This is a genomic window from Streptomyces sp. NPDC043996 (assembly GCF_056435225.1).
The window spans coordinates 426,246-447,299 of the sequence record NZ_JBWKEY010000007.1; the positions used below are offsets into that span (position 1 = coordinate 426,246).

The window sequence follows — 21,054 nt, forward strand, 5'->3', positions numbered from 1 at the left end:
CACCGGGCCCGGCGCTTGGTTTCGGTTCAGAGGGACACGCGGCCGACGTGCATGACCACGATGGTGATGGTGCCCTCGTCGATCTCGTACAGCAGGCGGTATAAGCCGACGTGCAAGCGGCGGACCTCGGGTGACCCGTAGGCGACGGTGCCGCGTGGGCGGGGGTCGTCGGCCAGCAGGTCGACGGCGGCGTACACCTGACTCAGACCGTCAGGGTCGTCCTTCAGGAAGCGCACGGCGGTGTCGGTCGCCCGCTCGTGCCAGATGATCTGGTAGCTCACTCACGCTCCAGACCGAGCAGCTTGCGCACTTCCTCGTGCGGGACGCCGACGAACGTGCCGTCGGCCTTCTCGGCTCGGTAGCGGGCCACCGCGAGCTGCTCCTCCAGCTCCAGCATCCGCTCCTCCATCTCGGCCAGCTCCGCCGGATTTATGAAGACGGCCGCGGCCTGGCCGTGATCGGTGATAGTGATGCGTTCACGGGCGTGCGCGGTCCGGCGTACCAGGGAGCCGAACTTGGCCCGTGCCTCGGTGATGGGAAGCGTCTCGCTCATAGACAAAACAGTACGCTTCACGCGCCTTCTGTGCAGTCCCTCGATCGGGTGAGTGTCGGCGGGGCGACGTACTCTGGGAGACCCCCGGCCCGTGAGACGTGTCGGGTGGTTCGCGTTGTCCACGCCCCCCGGACGGATGCCCCTTCATGACCCTGCACGGACTGCTGGACGCCGTCGTCAAGGACGCGGCCCTCACCGAAGCGGTGAAGGCCGCCGCCGACGGCAACCGGCACCACATCGACCTGGTCGGCCCCCCGGCCGCCCGGCCCTTCGCGGTGGCCGCCCTGGCCCGCCAGGCACGGCGCACCGTGCTCGCCGTCACGGCGACAGGACGCGAGGCCGAGGACCTGGCGGCCGCGCTGCGGACGATCCTGCCGCCGGAGGGCGTCGCGGAGTACCCCTCCTGGGAGACGCTGCCGCACGAGCGCCTCAGCCCCCGCAGCGACACCGTGGGCCGCCGCCTCGCGGTCCTTCGCCGCCTGGCGCACCCCAGCGCCGACGACCCGGAGACGGGCCCGGTCAGCGTGGTCGTCGCCCCCGTGCGCTCCGTGCTCCAGCCGCAGGTCAAGGGGTTGGGCGAGCTGGAGCCCGTGGCGCTGCGCACGGGTGAGTCGGCGGACCTGAACGACGTCGTCCAGGCCCTCGCCGCCGCCGCGTACTCCCGCGTCGAGCTGGTGGAGAAGCGCGGCGAGTTCGCCGTGCGCGGCGGCATCCTCGATGTCTTCCCGCCGACGGAGGAACACCCGCTGCGGGTGGAGTTCTGGGGCGACGACATCGAGGAGATCCGCTACTTCAAGGTCGCCGACCAGCGGTCCCTTGAGGTCGCCGAGCACGGCCTGTGGGCGCCGCCGTGCCGGGAGCTGCTCCTGACCGACGAGGTCCGAGGCCGGGCGGCGGCGCTCGCCGAGGCACACCCCGAGCTGGGCGAACTGCTCGGGAAGATCGCCGAGGGCATCGCCGTGGAGGGCATGGAGTCCCTGGCCCCGGTCCTCGTGGACGACATGGAGCTGCTGCTCGACGTGCTCCCCAAGGGCTCGATGGCGGTCGTCTGCGACCCCGAGCGGGTGCGCACCCGAGCCGCCGACCTGGTGGCCACCAGCCAGGAGTTCCTGCAGGCCAGCTGGGCCGCCACGGCGGGCGGCGGACAGGCCCCCATCGATGTGGGCGCGGCCTCCCTGTGGGGCATCGCCGACGTGCGCGACCGGGCGCGGGAGCTCGGCATGATGTGGTGGTCGGTGAGCCCGTTCGCCGCCGACGCGGAGGGCGACGACGACACGCTCACGCTCGGCATGCACGCCCCGGAGACCTACCGGGGCGACACGGCGAAGGCCCTCGCCGACACCAAGGGCTGGCTGGCCGACGGCTGGCGCACGGTGTACGTGACGGAGGGCCACGGCCCGGCCGCCCGCACCGCCGAAGTCCTCGGCGGCGAGGGCATCGCGGCCCGCCTGGACGCGGACCTGGCCGAGCTGACCCCGTCGCTGGTGCACGTGGCGTGCGGCTCCATCGACTACGGCTTCGTCGACCCGAAGCTGCGCCTGGCCGTGCTCACCGAGACCGACCTCACCGGGCAGAAGGCCGCGGGCAAGGACGGGCAGCGCATGCCCGCGCGGCGCCGCAAGACCATCGACCCGCTCACCCTGGAGCCGGGCGACTACATCGTCCACGAGCAGCACGGCGTGGGCCGCTACATCGAGATGGTGCAGCGCACCGTGCAGGGCGCGACCCGCGAGTACCTGGTCGTGGAGTACGCGCCCGCCAAGCGCGGCCAGCCCGGCGACCGCCTGTACATCCCCACCGACCAGCTAGAGCAGATCACCAAGTACGTCGGCGGCGAGGCCCCGACCCTGCACCGGCTCGGCGGCGCCGACTGGACCAAGACCAAGGCCCGCGCGAAGAAGGCGGTCAAGGAGATCGCCGCGGACCTGATCAAGCTGTACTCGGCGCGGATGGCGGCCCCCGGCCACACCTTCGGCCCCGACACGCCCTGGCAGCGCGAGCTGGAGGACGCGTTCCCGTACGCGGAGACCCCCGACCAGCTCACCACGATCGCCGAGGTCAAGGAGGACATGGAGAAGTCGGTCCCGATGGACCGCCTTATCTGCGGCGACGTCGGCTACGGCAAGACGGAGATCGCCGTCCGCGCGGCCTTCAAGGCCGTCCAGGACGGCAAGCAGGTCGCGGTCCTCGTGCCGACGACGCTGCTCGTGCAGCAGCACTTCGGCACGTTCACCGAGCGGTACGGCCAGTTCCCCGTCAACGTACGGGCGCTGTCCCGCTTCCAGAGCGACACCGAGTCGAAGGCGACCCTGGAGGGCCTGAAGGACGGCTCCGTCGACATCGTCATCGGCACCCACCGCCTGTTCTCCTCCGAGACCAAGTTCAAGGACCTGGGCCTGGTCATCGTGGACGAGGAGCAGCGCTTCGGCGTCGAGCACAAGGAGCAGCTGAAGAAGCTGCGCGCCAACGTGGACGTGCTCACGATGTCCGCGACGCCCATTCCCCGTACGCTCGAAATGGCCGTGACCGGCATCCGCGAGATGTCGACGATCACGACGCCGCCGGAGGAGCGCCACCCGGTGCTCACCTTCGTCGGGCCGTACGAGGAGAAGCAGATCGGCGCGGCCATCCGCCGTGAACTCCTGCGCGAGGGCCAGGTCTTCTACATCCACAACCGGGTGGAGTCCATCGACCGGGCCGCCGCCCGCCTGCGCGAGATCGTGCCGGAGGCGCGGATCGCCACCGCCCACGGCCAGATGTCGGAGCAGGCCCTGGAGCAGGTCGTGGTGGACTTCTGGGAGAAGAAGTTCGACGTGCTCGTGTCGACGACGATCGTCGAGTCCGGCATCGACATCTCCAACGCCAACACCCTCATCGTGGAGCGCGGCGACAACTTCGGCCTGTCCCAGCTGCACCAGCTGCGCGGCCGCGTGGGCCGTGGCCGCGAGCGCGGCTACGCGTACTTCCTGTACCCGCCGGAGAAGCCGCTCACCGAGACCGCGCACGAACGGCTCGCGACGATCGCCCAGCACACGGAGATGGGCGCGGGCATGTACGTGGCGATGAAGGACCTGGAGATCCGGGGCGCGGGCAACCTCCTCGGCGGCGAGCAGTCCGGCCACATCGCGGGCGTCGGCTTCGACTTGTACGTGCGGATGGTGGGCGAGGCCGTCGCGGACTACCGCAAGTCGCTGGAGAGCGGGGAGATCGAGGAGGAGCCGCCGCTGGAGGTGAAGATCGAGCTGCCGGTCGACGCGCACGTCCCGCACGACTACGCGCCCGGCGAGCGCCTGCGCCTGCAGGCCTACCGCTCGATCGCCTCCGCCAACTCGGAGGCGGACATCAAGGCCGTGCGCGAGGAGCTCACCGACCGCTACGGCAAGCTGCCGGAGCCGGTCGAGAACCTCCTGCTCGTGGCGGGCCTGCGGATGCTGGCGCGCGCCTGCGGGGTGGGCGAGATCGTGCTCCAGGGCACGAACATCCGCTTCGCGCCGGTGGAGCTCAGGGAGTCCCAGGAGCTGCGCCTGAAGCGGCTCTACCCGGGTTCGGTCATCAAGCCGGCCACGCACCAGGTGCTCGTGCCGCGCCCGAAGACCGCGAAGGTCGGCGGCAAGCCGCTGGTCGGGCGGGAACTCCTCGGCTGGGTGGGGGAGTTCCTGGCGTCGGTCCTCGGCTCGTAGGGCGGGGGCGCGGGGTCAGGGCGTGCAGGCCGCCGCGATGGACAGGCTGTTCTCGTAGAGGTGGTGCCGGGTGATCCGGCCCTCCTCCACGGTCAGCCGCAGCGCGAACGGCCCCTCGAAGGACTTCCCCGTGGCCCGCACGGTCCCGGCGAGGTGCCCCGTGATGACGGCGTCCTGCCCGCTCACCAGGTACGTGTCCACGCTGGCCCGGGAGTCCTCGGGGACGGTGTAGCGGGCGAGCTCCTCGCCCTGGGCGGCGCATTCGGCGCCGGTGGAGCGGGGGCGGATCCAGGGGACGGCGGGGTTCTCGGCGAGCAGCCAGTCCACGTCGTCGGCGAAGATCTCGGTGAGGCGCGCGGTGTCGTTGGCGACGCGCGCGGCGAGGAACGCGTCGACGGTGGCGCGGGTGGCGTCCTCGACGGTGGTGGACCGGGCGGCTTCCGTGGCCATGAGGGCTCCCTCGTTGCGTGTGTTCGGGCCCTCTGGCCGGGGCCCGTTGACGCTCTAGAGGCTGCCAGGGCACGCGGAAGCGGTCGATTACCTCCGGGGTAGCCGACCGCCGCCGCGCCGGGTCAGTTCACTTCTGGCGCTGAGGCGTTACGTCGGTATTGCGCGGCTTGCCTGTTGAGGGCCGGTATGGTCTGGACCACTCGGTCGCTACCGTGGGGGCCGGTTCATGGGGAGGGAAGTTCCGTGGGGTTCGGGATCACGGGGCGGCGCGCGGCCGCCCACGCCGTCGTACTGGCTGTCGCCCTCGGCGGCCTGACCGCCTGCGACGACGGCGACAAGGACGGGGCGAAGCGGGGCGGCGCGCCCGGCGGACGCGCGGGCGCCGCGCTCGCCGCCGTCGACTCACTGACCGTCAAGGGCCGCGCCCCCAAGACCGGTTACGACCGGGCCCGCTTCGGCAGCCCCTGGGCGGACACCGACTCCAACGGCTGCGGCACCCGCGACGACATACTCAAGCGGGACCTGACGGGCGTGCGCTTCCGCGGTGGCGACTGCGTCGTCAGCTCCGGGACGCTCGCGCCCGACCCGTACACCGGCAAGGACGTGACGTTCACGCGCGGCCGCAGCCGCGTCGACATCGACCACGTCGTGGCGCTCTCCGACGCCTGGCAGAAGGGCGCGAACCGCTGGGAGGCGAGCAAGCGCATCGCCCTCGCCAACGACCCCCTGAACCTCCTCGCCGTGGACGCGGGCCCCAACCGCGGCAAGGGCGACGGCGACACCGCGACGTGGCTGCCGCCGGACAAGGGCTTCCGGTGCGCGTACGTGGCGCGGCAGGTGGCCGTGAAGAAGAAGTACGGGCTGTGGGTGACGGGCTCCGAGCGGGACGCGATGCGGCGGGTCCTGTCGTGCTGCCCGGGGGAGAAGCTGCCCGGCGGCGGCAACCCGACGCGGGCGCCGGAGCGGTTCGGGGCCCGCTGATCCGGGCGCGTTGAACGGGTGCGTCGGGCCGGGCCCGTTAACCGGTTTCCCGGCGGCGGGCGCCTCGTTAGCGTGGTGTCTCGTGGACCTGGACATCACCACCCTCGCCGCGCGCCCCGAACTGGCCGGGCCGATGTGGGCCATGGACGACTCCTGGGCCGAGTTCGTGGGCCACGACCTGGTCGCCCGGTCGCACATGAGCCGGATCCCGGACGCGTTCCCGGAGTATGTGCTGCTGGCCACGGACGGTCAGGAGCGGGTGGTGGCGCGGGCGTTCAGCGTGCCGTTCGCGCTGCGGTCCGAGGAGCGGGGCGGGGAGCGCGGCGAACTGCCCGACGGCGGCTGGGACCAGGTCCTGGTCTGGGCCTTCGCCGACCTGCGGTACGGCGACGAGCCGGACACGGTGAGCGCCATCGAGGTCGCCGTCGACCCCCGGTGGCAGGGGCGCGGCCTCTCCGGGCGGATGCTCGCCGCGATGCGGGACAACGCCCGCGCCCACGGCTTCGCGGAGGTCGTCGCGCCGGTGCGGCCGAGCGCCAAGCACCTGGAGCCCGCGACGCCCATCGAGGAGTACGCGCACCGCACCCGCCCCGACGGCCTGCCCCACGACCCGTGGCTGCGCGTCCACGCCCGCGTGGGGGGAGTCATCGTGAAGGTCGCGCCGACGTCGATGACGGTGTCGGGCTCGCTGGCGCGGTGGCGGGAGTGGACGGGCCTGCCGTTCGACGGCCCCGGCGGGGACGGCCTCGTCGAGGTGCCGGGCGCGCTGGTGCCGGTGCACCGGGTGCCGGAGCGCGGTTACGCGGTCTACGTCGAGCCGAACGTGTGGGTGCGGCACGCCCTGTGACGGGCGGGCCGCGCATGGCCCGCGACCCGGCGGGCGTCAGCCGTCCAGCTTGTCGAGGTCGAGCACGTCGCCCTTGGGCGGGGTGGCCTTCACGGGCTTGTCGAAGTCGGTGAAGACGAGCGTGTCCTTCTTCTTGCCCTTGCCGGGGTCGTTGACCGCCTTCAGGAGGTACGGCTTGCCCTCGGTGGCCACGTAGAGCGTCGACCGCTCCTTGCCGTCGCTCTCGTGCAGGGCGATCGCCGGGGTGCCGTCGACGGTGGTGGCCTTGCCCTTGCGGGCCACGGAGCCGCTCTCGTCGAAGTCGGCGAGCACCGTCTTCAGGTCGCAGAACTGGGCGAATTCCTTCTCGTCGGACTTCGTCGTGCCGGTCTTCACCCAGCGGTCCGCCATCATGTCGACCGAGGCGTCGATGTCGGCCTTCGGCTCGCCCTTCATCTCGGAGCGCAGGAACGCGGCGTCGTACCGCATGTACACCGTCTTGTCGTTGCCGATCAGTTCGACCGAGCCCTCGCCGCCGGTGCCGATGGTGCCCGCGCAGCGCCCCTTGGTGTCGAGCGCGAGGTCGATGAAGCCGGGGCCGCCGCCGTCCGCCATGGACCCCTTCATGCGGAGCGAGGACGCGCCGGACGTCGCCTTCATGGCCTTGTCGACGATCTGCGGCCCCGACAGGTCCGCGAACGGCTCCTTCTTCTTCGCGGCCGCCGACTTCTTGGAGCCGTCGGACTTGTCGTCCCCGCAGCCCGTCAGCGTGACGGTCGCGGCGGTGGCCAGGCAGAGCGCGGCGAAGGCGGTGCGGCGTGAGTACGCGTGCATGGAAGGTCCCCCCAGGGAGTTCGTGTTCAGCTACGCCATCACAACAGATCCGTGTGAACCGAGTCAACACGGTTCACGGAGATTGGGCGATGCACGGCCGTGAACGGGTCCGCTCAACCCGGATGGGTAGGCTCGGCGTCACATGCGGTCAAGGGGAAGGCCGCGCGACGGGCGCGACGACCGGCGCCCACCGCGCGCCGCATGACCAGCGACGAGCGACGAGCGACCAGCGACGAAGGGGGCGGGGGCCAGTGGGGACCAGCGGGCCGACGCGGCCGGGGGACGGCACCGGGGACGACACCAGGCACGGCACGGGGGCCGCGGCGGGCGGTGCGGCGGCGTCGCGCGGTGAGGCCGCGTCGCGCGGTGACACTGCGCCCCATGGCGGCGGTGCGCCCCATGGCGACAGCGCGTCGCATGGCGGCGGTGCGCTGCGCGGTGAGGCTGCGTCGCGCGGCGGCAGCGTGCCGCATGGCGGGACCGCGTCGCATGGCGAGGCCGCGTCGCGCGGTGACACTGCGTCGCACGGCGGCAGCGTGCCGGACGGCGGCAGCGCGTCGCAGGGCGAGTCCGTGCTGCGAGGTGACACTGCGTCGCTTGGCGGCAGCGCGCCCGATGGCGGCGGTGCGCTGCCCGGTGAGGCTGCGTCGCGCGGCGGCAGCGTGCCGCATGGCGGGACCGCGTCGCATGGTGAGGCCGCGTCGCGCGGTGAGGCCGCGTCACATGGCGGCAGCGTGCCGCATGGCGAGACCGCGTCGCGCGGTGACACTGCGTCGCTTGGCGGCGGTGCGTCGCATGGCGGCAGTGCGCCGCACGGCGAGACCGCGTCGCATGGCGGCAGCGCGTCGCATGGCAGCGGTGCGCCGCATGGCGAGACCGCGTCGCATGGCGAGACCGCCTCGCGCGGTGACACTGCGCCCCATGGCGGCGGCGCGGCGCACGGCCGCAGCGCCCCGGACGGCGGCACCGCGCCCCACGGCGGCACCGCGCCCCACGGCACCACCGCACCCCACGGCACCACCGCACCCCACGGCACCACCACGCCCCACGGCACCACCGCGGCGGCTGCCACCGAGGTGACCGCCGCTGGAATCGCGCGCCTCGCGGGCGTTGGCCGTGCCGCCGTCAGTAACTGGCGCCGCCGCCACGCCGACTTCCCCCAGCCCGTCGGCGGCACCGACACCAGCCCCTCCTTCGCGCTCGCCGAAGTCGAGGGCTGGCTGCGTGGCCAGGGCAAGCTCTCCGAAGTGCCGCTGCGCGAACGGGTCTGGCAGCAGCTCGCCGGACACCCCGCGGGCCCCGTCACCGCCCTGCTGCACACCGGCTGCGCCCTGCTGCTCGTCCACGACCGGCACCCCGAGTGGCTGCGCCTCGCCGCCGTGTCCGACGCGCACCTGGCGCGGCTGCTGCCCGACGCGCTCGACGCGGTGCTCGCGCCGCGCTTCGGCGAGGAGCGGCGGGGGCGGGCCGTGCGCGTGCCGTCGACGCCCGCACTCCAGGCGTCCGTGCCGCTGCTGCGCTCCGCCGCCGAACTCGCCGCCGAACTGGGCGCGCACACGGCGTACGAGTTCCTGCTCGGCCGCCACCTCGACGCCAACCCGCGCCAGTACACGCTCACCCCCCAGGGCCCCGCCGACCTCATGGCCGCGCTCGCCGGGCCCGGCGACAGCGTCCTGGACCCGGCCTGCGGCACCGGCGCCCTGCTGCGCGCCGCCGCGGGCCGCCCCGGCCAGCACCTGTACGGCCAGGACAGCGCCCCCGACCTCGCCGCGCTCACCGCCCTGCGCCTGGCCCTCGGCGCCCCGAGCGGGACCGTCACCGTGCGCACCGCCGCCGCCGACACCCTGCGCGCCGACGCCCACCCGGCCGTGAGCGCGGACGTCGTCCTGTGCCACCCGCCGTTCAACGACCGCAACTGGGGCCACGACGAACTCGCCTACGACGCCCGCTGGGAGTACGGCCTTCCGGCCCGCACCGAATCCGAGCTCGCCTGGGTGCAGCACGCCCTGGCCCGGCTGCGCGACGGCGGCACCGCCGCCCTCCTGATGCCGCCCGCCGCCGCGTCCCGCCGCTCCGGCCGCCGCATCCGCGCCGACCTGCTGCGCCGCGGCGCCCTGCGCGCGGTGATCGCGCTGCCCGCGGGCGCCGCGCCCCCCTACAACCTGCCGCTGCACGTCTGGGTCCTGCGCAGGCCGGGCCAGGGCGCGCCCGCCGCCCCCGAGGCCCTGCTCGTGGAGGCCGCCGAGGCCGCCGCGGCCACCGAAGGCAGGCCCGCCGACGGCCGCGACCCGCGCGCCTGGCCGCCGCTGCAAGGCGCCGTGCTCGACGCCTACCGCCGCTTCGAGCGCCACGGCGCCCTCGACGAACTCCCCGGCTTCGCCCTCTCGGTGCCCGTCATCGAACTCCTCGACGACGAGGTCGACCTGACGCCCGCCCGCCATCTGCCGCCCCGGGCCGCGGGCGGCGGCGCCGCGGAACTCGGCGACGTCCGCGACCGGCTCGGCGAGACGCTGCGCCTGACCGCCGACCTCGCCCCGCCGCGCGCCGAGCCGGGCGCCCCCGACGCGGCCCGCTGGCCGCTCACCACCATCGGCGAACTCGCCCGCGCGGGCGCCCTGACGATCCACACCGGCGGCGTCGGCGCCCCCGCCGGAGTGCCCGTCCTCACCGACCACGACGTGCTCGCCGGGGCACCCCCCACCGTGCCCCCCGCCCCCGCCGCCGCGCACGAGACGGCGGGCGCGCGGACCGAGCCGCCCGTGCTCACCGAGACCGGCGACGTCGTCGTGCCCGTCTCCGGCGCCAGCACCGCCCGCGTCGTCGACGCGGCCACCGCGGGCGCCGCCCTCGGCCGCGGCCTCGCCCTGCTGCGGCCCGAGCAGGCCGCGCTCGACCCCTGGTTCCTCGCCGGATTCCTGCGCTCCACCGCCAACAGCCGCCGGGCGAGCAGCCACGCCTCCACCTCCGCCCGCCTCGACGTGCGCCGCCTGCAACTGCCCCGGCTGCCGCTCGACCGCCAGCGCGGCTACGGCGAGCACTTCCGCGCGCTCGCCGCCTTCGAGGACGCGCTGCGCCTCGCGGGCCGCCTCGGCGAGCAGCTGGTGCGCGGCATGTACGACGGACTGACGGACGGGACGGTCGCACCAGGAGTCCCCAAGGCCCCCCGCGGCCCAGGAGAACCGGACTGACCCGTACCGCGTGATCAGTACGACAACGGTTCGGTACAACCCGATTCGGGTCACGGGGGTCGGCCTATACGCTCGAACCCTCGACTTGTCCGCCCTGCCAGGTATCAGGAGCAGCCATGCACGGCCACGGCTACGCGCCGCCGCCCCCACCGGCCCCGTCCGCGGGCTCGCCTGTGACGCTGCGGGTGCTGTTCGTGGTGCTCGCCGTCGTGACGTGCGGCTTCCTCGCGTGGGCCGCGCTCCTTCGGCTCGCACTCGTCACGCGCACGGCCCGGGACTGGGTGCTCTTCTGGCTCCTCGTCGCCCTGGACGTCACGGCCGTCGTCCTCATCGGGATCGACCAGGGCGACGAGGAGTTCGCCGCCCCCGGCAACGCGGGCATGACGATCCTCGTCGCCACGGTCGTGCCCGTGGTGGCGTACTACCTGACCATGGACATCCGCCACTTCGCGCGGCTCGCCCAGGCCCAGGCCGGCTACCACCAGCCGCAGTTCCCCGGCTACGCCCCGCAGCATCCCCAGGCACCCCAGCCGCCCCAGGCACCCCAGCCGTCGTACGGCTACCCGACGCAGACCGCCGCCACCCCGGTCCAGAACCCGGCCCCGGCCCCGCCGCCCCGGCCCGCCCGCATCGACCAGGTCCGTGCCGAGCTCGACGAGCTGAGCGACTACCTGCGCAAGCAGGAAGGCGGCGGCTGACCGTGACCCGGGGGACGGACCGGCGCGTCGTCGCCGGGCGCTACGAGCTGGCCACGCTCATCGGCCAGGGCGGCATGGGCCAGGTCTGGACGGCCTACGACCAGCGCCTCGACCGCCGCGTCGCGGTCAAGCTGCTCCGCCCGGACAAGGTAGCGGGCGCCGAGGCCGACGAGCTGCGCCGCCGCTTCATCCGCGAGTGCCGCGTCACCGCGCAGGTCGACCACCCCGGCCTGGTCACCGTGCACGACGCGGGCAGCGACGACGACGACCTGTACCTGGTCATGCAGTACGTCGACGGCGCCGACCTCGGCGACCACCTCGCCGAGCACGCCCCCTACCCCTGGCAGTGGTCCGTCGCCGTCGCCGCCCAGCTGTGCGCCGTGCTCTCCGCGGTGCACGCCGTGCCGATCGTGCACCGCGACCTCAAGCCGCGGAACGTGATGGTCCGCCAGGACGGCACGCTCACCATCCTCGACCTCGGCATCGCCTCGGTCATGGACACCGACACCACCCGCCTCACCCACACCGGCTCCCCGATCGGCAGCCCCTCGTACATGGCGCCCGAGCAGGCCATGGGCGGCGCCGTCGGCCCGTACACCGATCTCTACGCGCTCGGCGTGCTCCTCCACGAACTCCTCAGCGGAGACGTGCCGTTCTCCGGCTCGACCGCCCTCGGCGTGCTCCACCGCCATCTGTACGAGCCGCCGCTCCCGGTCCGCCGACTGCGCCCCGAGGTGCCCGAGGCCCTCGAAACCCTCGTCCTGCGCCTGCTCGCCAAGGACCCCCAGCACCGGCCCGCCAGCGCCCAGGACGTGTACGAGGAGCTCGCGCCCCTGCTGCCGGGCCGCTCCATGCCGTCGGGCCGCCCCCTCGACCCGACCCGGCCCTTCCTGCGCCCGCACGCCCCCTGGCCCGACCGCGCGGCGACCCCGGCACCGGCACCGCAGGCGCAGCCGCCGCGGCCCGCCCACGGCCAGGACGTCGCCGCCGCCGTCGACGAGGTCAAGCGCCTCCTCGGCGAGGGCCGCATCACCCAGGCCGTGGACACCCTCGGCGCGATCCTCCCGGCCGCCGCCGCGCAGCACGGCGAGCACTCACCCGTCGTACGGACCCTGCGCAAGCAGTACGCGGCCACGCTGATGGACGACGGCCAGTACCGCCGCGCCCTGCCGGAGCTGCGCCGCCTCGCCGACCAGCGCGCCGCCGAGTCGGGACACGCCGACCCGCAGTCCCTCCAGTTCCGCTACGAGGCCGCGCAGTGCCTGGAGCAGCTCGGCGAACCGGCGGCGGCCCTGGCCGAGTACCGGGCGCTGCTCCCCTACTACGAGAACCAGTACGCGACCGACGACATCCGCCAGTCCCTGGAGATCCGCCGCCGCATCGGCCAGCTGCTGCTCGCGCTCGGCGACCGCTCGGCCGCCCACGACATCCTGGCCCGCCTCGTCCTGGACGCCGAACGGGTGCACGGCATCGGCCACCCGTTCCCCGCGGAGGTCCGCCGCACCCTCCAGTGGCTCGGGCAGGTGCGCGGCTAGCACCCGCCGCGCCCGCGCCCGCGCCTACGGCGAACGAAGGGCGTTGCGCGGCTCATGGGTACCCCAACTCAGGGCGAATCGTTGGTGGGGGAGCATCCCCTGAACGAAGTTGCGGGGGAAGGGTGGCCGAGACGACCACCGCTGCCTACCATCGATCACCGCAAGACTTTGTGCAGCGAAGCACAATCTCTCCACCGGGAGGCCCACTTGCACCGCCGTCGCACCGCGCTCCTCCTCAGTGCCGCAGCCGTCGCCGCGGCCCCCTTCCTCACCGCCTGCGGCAACGACGCGCGGCCCGGCGCCGCGGCCGTCGTCGGCGGCGACCGCATCACGGTCGCGCAGCTGGAGCACCGCGTGCACGAGGTGCGCTCCGCGCAGCGGGCCGCCCTGCCCGACAAGCGCCAGTACGAGCAGGTCATCGCCAAGACCGGCGGCCTGACCCGCGGCACCCTGCACGCGATGGTCTTCGACCGGGTGCTGCACCGGGCGGCGAAGGACGCCGGGGTGACCGTCACGCGCAAGGAGATCCAGACCGCGCGCGCGGCACAGCAGCGGCAGGCGGGCGGCCGCAAGGCCCTGGAGGCGGCCTACCTCCAGCAGTACAACATCCCGCCCAAGCGCCTGGACGCCAGCATCCGCACCGACATCGAGGCCCAGAAGCTGGCGGCGGGACTGGGCGCGGACCCCAAGTCCAAGGCCGTCCAGGACGCGTTCTGGGCCACCCTGACCAAGTCGTCCAAGAAGCTCGACATCAAGCTGAACCCGCGCTACGGGACGTGGGACGCGGCCCAGAACAAACTCACCGCGAAGACGACCCCCTGGATCCGCGAAGCCCGAGCCTGACCCCCGCCCCGTGTCCTCAATCGCCGGACGGGCTATTTCTCCCACCCGCCCACCCTTACACCTGCGGCTGCAACCGCACCCCCCGACCTCGCGGCTGGGATTCCAGCCCGTCCGGCGTTTGAGGACGAGGCGCGAAGCGCCGATGCGGTTGGGCGGGGGGACGGGGGCGGCAGCCCCCGGTTCGGGAAGGGGCGGGTCTGGGGCGCACCCGCGAGGGCCTAGCGGCAGTGTCAGAGGCATGGGTTACGTTCGACCCGTGACCGAGAACCCGCCAGGCCGCGTGGGCCGCATCATCCTCCTCACCACCAGCCACCGCGTGGCCCCGGGCCTCCTGTCCTGGCCCGCCTGGCAGGCCCTGCACGGCGCCGACGAAACGCTGTGCGCCGACGCCACCCACCCCCAGCTGCCCTACCTCCGCGAGGCGGGCGTCGACGTCAAGCACGCCGCCCCGACCGCCGAGGACCTGGTGCGCGCCTGCGAGGGCGGCCGCACCGTCGTGGTCATCGCCACCGCCGAGGGCGACCGCCCGCTGACGGACGGCCTGGCCCGCCTCGCGGGCTCAGGACGCTTCGCGATGCCGGACCTGGAGCTGCTCCCGGGGTCGTACGACCTGCCGGGCGCCCGCCTCCTCGACCTCGTCCAGGTCATGGACCGCATCCGCGCCGAGTGCCCCTGGTCCTCCCGGCAGACCCACGAGAGCCTCGCGAAGTACGGCATCGAGGAGGCGTACGAACTCGTCGAGGCGATCGAGGCGGGCGACCGCGAAGAGCTCCGCGAGGAGCTGGGGGACGTACTGCTCCAGGTCGTCTTCCACGCCCGCATCGCGCAGGAGGACGAGGACGCGCCGTTCTCCGTGGACGACGTCGCGGGCACGATCGTCGACAAGCTGATCCACCGCCATCCGCACGTCTTCGGCGAGGACACCGCCGCCACGCCCGAGGAGGTCAAGGAGCACTGGCGGCGCACCAAGGCCATCGAGAAGCAGCGCGACTCGCTGACGGAGGGCATCCCGCTCGGCCAGCCCGGGCTCGCGCTCGCCGCCAAGCTCGCGTCTCGCGTGCGCGTGGCGGGCCTGGAGGTCGCGCCGCCCACGGGGGAGGGGGTCGGGTACGAGCTGCTGGCGCTGGCCCTGCGCGCGGAGGCCTCCGGGGTGGACCCGGAGGCGGCCCTCCGCGCCGCCGCCCGCGCCTACCGCGCCGCCATCCTCACAGCCGAGGCCTAGCCCCCGCCCCCCCCCGTGTCCTCAAACGCCGGACGGGCTATCTCCCACCCGCCCACCCTTACACCTGCGGCTGCCTCCGCACTCCCCGACCTAGCGGCTCGCGGGTGGGTGGGTGGGAAAACAGCCGGAGCAGGCGACGATCCAGCCCGTCCGGCGTTTGAGGACAAGCGCGCAAGCGCGGGTGTTTCAGCCGGTCCGGCGTTTGAGGACAAGCGCGAAGCGCGGTGTTTCAGCCCGTCCGGCGTTTGAGGACGAGGCGCGGAGCGCCGAAAGGCTTTGAGCGGGGGAACGGGGGCAGCCGCACCCGGAGCGGGAAGGGGCGGGCCTGGGGCGCCCCGCGAGGGACCCGGCGGATACCGTCGACCGCATGCACCACCAGCCCCCCACCCCCGGCACCCCCACCCCCGAACTCTTCACCTGGGAGTTCGCCTCCAACCCGTACCCGGCCTACGCCTGGCTCCGCACCCACGCCCCCGTAACCCGCCGCCAACTCCCAAGCGGCGTAGAGGCCTGGCTCGTCACCCGCTACGCGGACGCCCGCCAGGCGCTCGCCGACCAGCGCCTCAGCAAGAACCCGGCGCACCACGACGAGCCCGCCCACGCCAAGGGCAAGACGGGCATTCCGGGCGAGCGTAAGGCCGAGCTGATGACGCATCTGCTCAACATCGACCCCCCGGACCACACCCGCCTTCGCCGCCTGGTGTCGAAGGCGTTCACGCCGCGCCGCGTGGCGGAGTTCGAGGGCCGGGTGCAGGAGCTCACGGACCAGCTCATCGACGGGTTCGTGGAGAGGGGCGAGGCGGACCTCATCCACGAGTTCGCGTTCCCGCTGCCCATCTACGCCATCTGCGACATGCTCGGCGTACCGCGCGAGGACCAGGACGACTTCCGGGACTGGGCGGGGATGATGATCCGGCACGGCGGGGGCCCCCGGGGCGGCGTGGCGCGGTCCGTGAAGAAGATGCGGGGCTATCTCGCCGAGCTCATCCACCGCAAGCGGGAGTCCCTCGCGGACGAGGGCGACGACGACCTGATCTCGGGGCTCATCCGCGCCTCCGACCACGGCGAGCACCTCACTGAGAACGAGGCCGCCGCCATGGCCTTCATCCTGCTCTTCGCCGGGTTCGAGACCACCGTGAACCTCATCGGCAACGGCATGTACGCGCTCCTCACCCACCCCGAGCAGCGGCAGCTCCTCCAGCGTTCCCTCACCGAGGGCGACGGCGCACTCCTCGAAACGGGCATCGAGGAACTCCTGCGCTTCGACGGCCCCGTTGAGCTGGCCACCTGGCGGTTCGCCACCGAACCGCTGCGCATCGGCGGCCAGGACATCGCGCCGGGCGACCCGGTCCTCGTGGTGCTCGCCGCCGCCGACCGCGACCCCGACCGCTTCGATCAGCCCGACCTGCTCGACCTGACCCGCCGCGACAACCCGCACCTGGGATACGGCCACGGCATCCACTACTGCCTGGGCGCGCCGCTGGCCCGCCTGGAGGGCCAGACCGCCCTCGGTACGCTCCTGCGCAGGCTGCCCGACCTGCAACTCGCGGCGGCCCCCGAGGAGTTGAGGTGGCGCGGCGGGCTCATCATGCGGGGGCTGCGGACGTTGCCGGTGCGTTTCACACCGGCCGCACGGGTCACCCGTGCTGACGGGCCGTCAACGATGTGACTTTCGCGTGATCTCCCCTGGATCGACTTGTGACTGGCGTTCGAGTGCGGCTACGTTCACGACGGCCCGGCACCTCGCGCGCGTACCGCGCGTACCCGTACCGCGCCTGTCCTGTCGTCCACGAAAGGCACCGCATGCTCTCCGGTCAAGGCCGTCACCGTCGCCCCCGTCAGGCCCCGGCGATCCTCGTCGCCGCGGGCGTCACCGGATCCGCCATCGCCATCCCGCTGCTCGGCGCGTCGAGCGCGAGCGCCGCGGACGCGCAGACGTGGGACAAGGTCGCGGAGTGCGAGAGCGGTGGCGCGTGGAGCGCCAAGGGAGCCGGTTACTACGGCGGGCTGCAGCTGACCCAGGACACCTGGGAGCAGTACGGCGGCCTCTCCTACGCCCCGAGTGCCGACCAGGCGAGCCGCTCCCAGCAGATTGCCATCGCCGAGAAGGTGCTCGCCGACCAGGGCCCCGACGCCTGGCCGAACTGCGCCCCGGCCGCGGGCCTCGCCAAGGGCGGCAAGGCGGCCGACGTCGACCCGGGCCTGCCGTCGGCTCCGCCGCGCTCGTCGGACTCCGATGAGTCCACGACGTCCGGCAAGGAGAAGGACGACAAGCGGAAGAACGAGAACGGCGACGAGAAGGGCAACCAGAAGGACAGCGGGAAGGGCGCCGAGTCCGGCGGCTCCGACTCCGACACCGCCGAGAAGCCCGGCAGTTCCACCGAATCGCGAGACAAGACTCACGATTCGGACAGCGAGGGCGGCAAGGGCGGCAACGGCGGCAAGGGCAGCGACGCCGACAGCGCCGACAAGGGCGAAGGCGGCGGCAAGCACCGCAAGCCCGCCGGTGACTCCGACGGCTCCGGCAAGTCCGGTGCGGACGACAGCGCTTCGCCGGAGGGCTCCGACGGCGCCACGCCCGGCACGGACGACGCGTCCGAGGGCCAGTCCTCCGGCCGTCACCGCGGCGGCAGCGCCGCCGACGACGCCCCGTCCGGCGACACCGGCCCCGGCCGCCACGCCTCGCGCGGCGACGGGCGGGACGCGCCCGCCGCCGAGGGCCGCTCGGGCTCGTACACGGTCCGCTCCGGCGACAACCTCTCGGCGATCGCCGACAGCCACGACGTTGACGGCGGCTGGTCGGGTCTGTACGAGGGCAACAAGAACACCGTCGGCTCCGACCCGGACCTCATCCTCCCCGGTCAGCGGCTCGAACTGGGCGCGGATGACACGGACGCGACGGTTGAGGGCGACGGGAAGTCGAGCGGAAAGTAGGGCAGTTGCCCGGCGGTTCGCGATGAATGTCCGGTTTAAAGAAGCTGAGACGCAAGTGAGAGATGGGTCTCAGAAGCCCTGATCGTCTTTGAAATTCCGGTGATTGCCTGTCTACGGTCAGGATCGCTCGCCACAGCGGGCCCCGCCGGTCGGTACGCCGAATCCTGCCAACGGCCGGACGGGAACAGTCGTCGCTTCGAGCGCCGAAGGCAGGAGCGGGGGACCCAAGGTAAGCGCCGGGCCCGGACGTTGAGCGGTCGTGAGACGCGCGATACGCACGGGGACGGCTAGGGGTGAAGCCGCGCGCTAGGACGCGCGGCCGGGCACTCACCCGCCCGAACCCGACAGCTCACCTCGCAGGCGTCGGTGAGGGGATCACTCCATGCTGCGTTCCGGCAAGGGCAAGCACCGCCGTCCGACCAAGCTCGACAAGGCCACTCGCGCCGCCACCGTCGTCGGTGTCACCGGTGCCGCCGTCGCCGCCCCGCTGATGGCGACCGGCACGGCCAACGCCGCCACCGCCTCCGAGTGGGACCGCGTGGCCCAGTGCGAGTCCGGCGGCAACTGGTCCATCAACACCGGCAACGGCTACTACGGCGGCGTGCAGTTCTCCGCCTCCACCTGGGCCGCTTACGGCGGTACGAAGTACGCGGCCACCGCCGACAAGGCCTCCAAGGCCCAGCAGATCGAGATCGCCGAGAAGGTCCTCGCGGGCCAGGGCAAGGGCGCCTGGCCGAAGTGCGGCGTGGGCCTGTCCAGCTCCCCGTACGGCGGTGGCGGCTCCGGCGGCCAGCAGCAGCAGCCGCAGCAGCAGGCCAAGCCGCAGCCCCAGCAGCAGGCGCAGCCGCAGCAGCAGGCCCAGCCCAAGCCGCAGGCGCAGCCGCAGCACCAGCCGCAGCAGGCCGCCCCGCAGGTCGAGAAGAAGACCGTCCAGACCCCGACCGGCAAGGTCGTGAAGAAGGGCGACGGCGAGTACAAGGTCGAGTCCGGCGACACCCTCTCCAAGATCGCCCAGGAGCACGACGTCAAGGGCGGCTGGCAGAAGCTGTACCAGCTGAACGACGACATCGTCTCCGACGCCGACTTCATCTACCCGGGCCAGCAGCTCCACCTCAGCTGACCCTCCGGCCCCGTGAGGGGCCCCGGCTCCAGCGGAGCCGCCCCGTCCCCACGGGCTACCGCCCCGGTGTGCGTCCCCCCTGCGCACCGGGGCGGTACCTTTTGGTCCGGTAGTTTGTTTCGTGAGGGAACTATCCGCCCCCGGTCTGTCGTACCGTCCAGGGGGTGGGCGGTCGGCTGGCCGATGCTCCGGAGCCCGTTAGGCTCGTGTCGCAGGGGCCAGCGCGGCCCCCTAGTACCCCGCGTACCCCGCGTCACATCCCAGAAGGAGATGCTCGTGCCGTCCATCGACGTCGTCGTAGCCCGGGAAATCCTGGACTCCCGAGGCAACCCCACGGTCGAGGTCGAGGTTGGCCTCGACGACGGGTCCACCGGCCGTGCGGCCGTTCCGTCCGGCGCCTCCACCGGTGCCTTTGAGGCCATTGAACTGCGCGACGGAGACGCCAACCGCTACGGCGGCAAGGGCGTCGAGAAGGCCGTCCTCGCCGTCATCGAGCAGATCGGTCCGGAGCTCGTCGGCTATGACGCCACCGAGCAGCGCCTGATCGACCAGGCCATGTTCGACCTGGACGCCACCGACAACAAGGGCTCCCTCGGCGCCAACGCCATCCTCGGCGTCTCCCTCGCCGTGGCCCACGCCGCCTCCGAGGCCTCCGACCTGCCGCTCTTCCGCTACCTTGGCGGCCCGAACGCGCACCTGCTGCCCGTTCCGATGATGAACATCCTGAACGGCGGGTCCCACGCGGACTCCAACGTCGACATCCAGGAGTTCATGATCGCCCCGATCGGCGCGGAGTCCTTCTCCGAGGCCCTGCGCTGGGGCGCCGAGGTCTACCACACGCTGAAGAAGGTCCTGAAGACCAAGGGCCTGTCCACCGGCCTCGGCGACGAGGGCGGCTTCGCCCCGAACCTGGACTCCAACCGCGCCGCCCTCGACCTCATCGTCGAGGCCATCAAGCAGGCCGGTTACGTGCCCGGCGAGCAGATCGCGCTCGCGCTCGACGTCGCCGCGTCCGAGTTCTACAAGGACGGCAAGTACGAGTTCGAGGGCAAGTCCCGCTCGGCCGCCGAGATGACCGAGTACTACGAGGAGCTCGTCTCCGCGTACCCGCTGGTCTCCATCGAGGACCCGCTGTTCGAGGACGACTGGGCCGGCTGGAAGATCATCACCGACCGCCTGGGCGAGAAGGTCCAGATCGTCGGCGACGACCTGTTCGTCACCAACCCGGAGCGCCTGCAGCGCGGCATCGACGAGGGCTCCGCCAACGCCCTCCTGGTCAAGGTCAACCAGATCGGCTCCCTGACCGAGACCCTCGACGCCGTCGAGCTGGCCCAGCGCAACGGCTTCAAGTGCATGATGTCGCACCGCTCCGGCGAGACCGAGGACGTCACCATCGCCGACCTCGCCGTCGCCGTGAACTGCGGCCAGATCAAGACCGGCGCCCCGGCCCGCTCGGACCGCGTCGCCAAGTACAACCAGCTGCTTCGCATCGAGGAGATCCTCGACGACGCCGCGGTGTACGCGGGCCGCTCGGCGTTCCCCCGCTTCAAGGGCTGAGGTCCGGCCAGTAGGCCAAGGCCTAGCCAGTCGTACGTACGTCCCCGTACTCGGTCCCGTACCGTGTGCGGGGACGTACGCACGTACTGGGGAGGCGGACATGGCCGTGAAGAACCGTGACCGGTTCTCCACCGCGACGCGGCTCAAGCTGCTCGGCGAGCAGACCGCGCAGCGCGTCTACCGCTCCCAGACCAAGCGCCAGGCCCGCCGCTCCCGGCTCACCGGGCGCGCGGCCCTGCTCGTCCTTGTGGTCTGCTCGCTGGTGGTCGCGCTCGCCTATCCGATACGGCAGTACGTCTCCCAGCGCGCCGAGATCGCCGAGCAGCGCCAGAAGCAGGCCGAGCACCGCGAGAACGTCGAGCGGCTGCGCGACGAGAAGGCCCGCTGGCAGGACGACGCCTACGCCGAGCAGCGCGTCCGCGACCGGCTGCACTACGTGAGGCCCGGCGAGACGGGCTTCACGGTGATCGACCCCGAGGCCGCCGAGCGCCGCCGCACCGACGAGGGCGGGGCCGACCGGCCCTGGTACTCCAACGTCTGGGACGGCGTCGACAAGGCGGACGGCTCCGGCGCCGCCGGCCGTCCCGACGACAACTGATCCGACCCCGCACCCGTACCCCCCCCCGCACCCAC

General features: G+C 73.0%; 17 protein-coding genes and 1 riboswitch. Of the genes, 13 read left to right on the top strand and 4 right to left on the bottom strand.

All coding sequences use genetic code 11. The annotated features are described in order from the left end of the window. Nucleotides 1-26 precede the first annotated feature (26 nt). Together AC07A4_RS21165 and AC07A4_RS21170 are read right to left on the bottom strand one after the other, a co-directional pair. Nucleotides 27-281 carry a type II toxin-antitoxin system RelE family toxin gene (locus tag AC07A4_RS21165; RefSeq protein WP_478600818.1) on the bottom strand — a complete coding sequence of 85 codons (255 nt, stop codon included), beginning with the start codon at nt 279-281 and terminating at the stop codon, nt 27-29. Then, nucleotides 278-553, bottom strand: coding sequence for a type II toxin-antitoxin system Phd/YefM family antitoxin (locus AC07A4_RS21170; protein ID WP_478600821.1), 276 nt, complete (start codon nt 551-553; stop codon nt 278-280). Before AC07A4_RS21170 ends, AC07A4_RS21165 begins: the two co-directional genes overlap by 4 nt. Nucleotides 554-699: 146 nt before the next feature. On the opposite strand from AC07A4_RS21170, the gene mfd reads away from it, so the two are divergent. Continuing rightward, on the top strand, nt 700-4,233 hold the full coding sequence (gene mfd, locus AC07A4_RS21175) for a transcription-repair coupling factor (protein WP_478600823.1): 3,534 nt from the start codon (nt 700-702) through the stop codon (nt 4,231-4,233). 15 nt (nt 4,234-4,248) lie between these two features. Here the strand turns inward: mfd and AC07A4_RS21180 are convergent, their stop codons facing one another. After that, the gene (locus tag AC07A4_RS21180) at nt 4,249-4,683 is read right to left on the bottom strand and encodes a nuclear transport factor 2 family protein (protein ID WP_478600825.1); all 435 of its coding nucleotides are present in this window, start codon (nt 4,681-4,683) and stop codon (nt 4,249-4,251) included. A gap of 243 nt (nt 4,684-4,926) precedes the next feature. Here AC07A4_RS21180 and AC07A4_RS21185 point away from each other — a divergent pair, with 243 nt between their 5' ends. After that, on the top strand, nt 4,927-5,664 hold the full coding sequence (locus tag AC07A4_RS21185; RefSeq protein ID WP_478600828.1) for an HNH endonuclease family protein: 738 nt from the start codon (nt 4,927-4,929) through the stop codon (nt 5,662-5,664). An 82-nt stretch (nt 5,665-5,746) separates the two neighbouring features. After that, entirely contained in the window at nt 5,747-6,511 is a 765-nt protein-coding gene (locus AC07A4_RS21190) for a GNAT family N-acetyltransferase (RefSeq protein ID WP_478600830.1), read from the top strand. 36 nt (nt 6,512-6,547) lie between these two features. Here the strand turns inward: AC07A4_RS21190 and AC07A4_RS21195 are convergent, their stop codons facing one another. Next, a complete protein-coding gene (locus tag AC07A4_RS21195) occupies nt 6,548-7,324 on the bottom strand; it encodes a hypothetical protein (RefSeq protein ID WP_478600833.1) in 777 nt (258 codons plus the stop codon). Nucleotides 7,325-8,400: 1,076 nt separating this feature from the next. Here AC07A4_RS21195 and AC07A4_RS21200 point away from each other — a divergent pair. From AC07A4_RS21200 to AC07A4_RS21245, 10 genes are all read left to right on the top strand, one after another. Next, nucleotides 8,401-10,512 carry an N-6 DNA methylase gene (locus AC07A4_RS21200; protein WP_478601075.1) on the top strand — a complete coding sequence of 704 codons (2,112 nt, stop codon included), beginning with the start codon at nt 8,401-8,403 and terminating at the stop codon, nt 10,510-10,512. Between the two features lie 116 nt (nt 10,513-10,628). Beyond that, on the top strand, nt 10,629-11,210 hold the full coding sequence (locus AC07A4_RS21205) for a hypothetical protein (RefSeq protein WP_478600834.1): 582 nt from the start codon (nt 10,629-10,631) through the stop codon (nt 11,208-11,210). Between the two features lie 2 nt (nt 11,211-11,212). Then, on the top strand, nt 11,213-12,745 hold the full coding sequence (locus tag AC07A4_RS21210) for a serine/threonine-protein kinase (protein WP_478600836.1): 1,533 nt from the start codon (nt 11,213-11,215) through the stop codon (nt 12,743-12,745). A 207-nt stretch (nt 12,746-12,952) separates the two neighbouring features. Further along, nucleotides 12,953-13,588: a SurA N-terminal domain-containing protein gene (locus AC07A4_RS21215; protein ID WP_478600838.1), complete on the top strand. Its 636-nt coding sequence runs from the start codon at nt 12,953-12,955 to the stop codon at nt 13,586-13,588. 238 nt (nt 13,589-13,826) lie between these two features. Further along, complete coding sequence (locus AC07A4_RS21220; protein ID WP_478600840.1) at nt 13,827-14,810, top strand: nucleoside triphosphate pyrophosphohydrolase; 984 nt, start codon at nt 13,827-13,829, stop codon at nt 14,808-14,810. Between the two features lie 367 nt (nt 14,811-15,177). Then, nucleotides 15,178-16,479, top strand: a complete 1,302-nt coding sequence (locus AC07A4_RS21225; RefSeq protein WP_478600842.1) for a cytochrome P450 family protein — start codon at nt 15,178-15,180, stop codon at nt 16,477-16,479. Between the two features lie 134 nt (nt 16,480-16,613). Next, entirely contained in the window at nt 16,614-17,744 is a 1,131-nt protein-coding gene (locus AC07A4_RS21230; protein ID WP_478600844.1) for a transglycosylase family protein, read from the top strand. 191 nt (nt 17,745-17,935) lie between these two features. After that, a riboswitch (cyclic di-AMP (ydaO/yuaA leader) is annotated at nt 17,936-18,122 on the top strand. 4 nt (nt 18,123-18,126) lie between these two features. Beyond that, complete coding sequence (locus AC07A4_RS21235; RefSeq protein ID WP_478600846.1) at nt 18,127-18,864, top strand: transglycosylase family protein; 738 nt, start codon at nt 18,127-18,129, stop codon at nt 18,862-18,864. A gap of 270 nt (nt 18,865-19,134) precedes the next feature. Next, a complete protein-coding gene (gene eno, locus AC07A4_RS21240; RefSeq protein WP_478600848.1) occupies nt 19,135-20,421 on the top strand; it encodes a phosphopyruvate hydratase in 1,287 nt (428 codons plus the stop codon). Between the two features lie 100 nt (nt 20,422-20,521). After that, nucleotides 20,522-21,019, top strand: a complete 498-nt coding sequence (locus tag AC07A4_RS21245; protein WP_478600850.1) for an FtsB family cell division protein — start codon at nt 20,522-20,524, stop codon at nt 21,017-21,019. Nucleotides 21,020-21,054 lie beyond the last annotated feature (35 nt).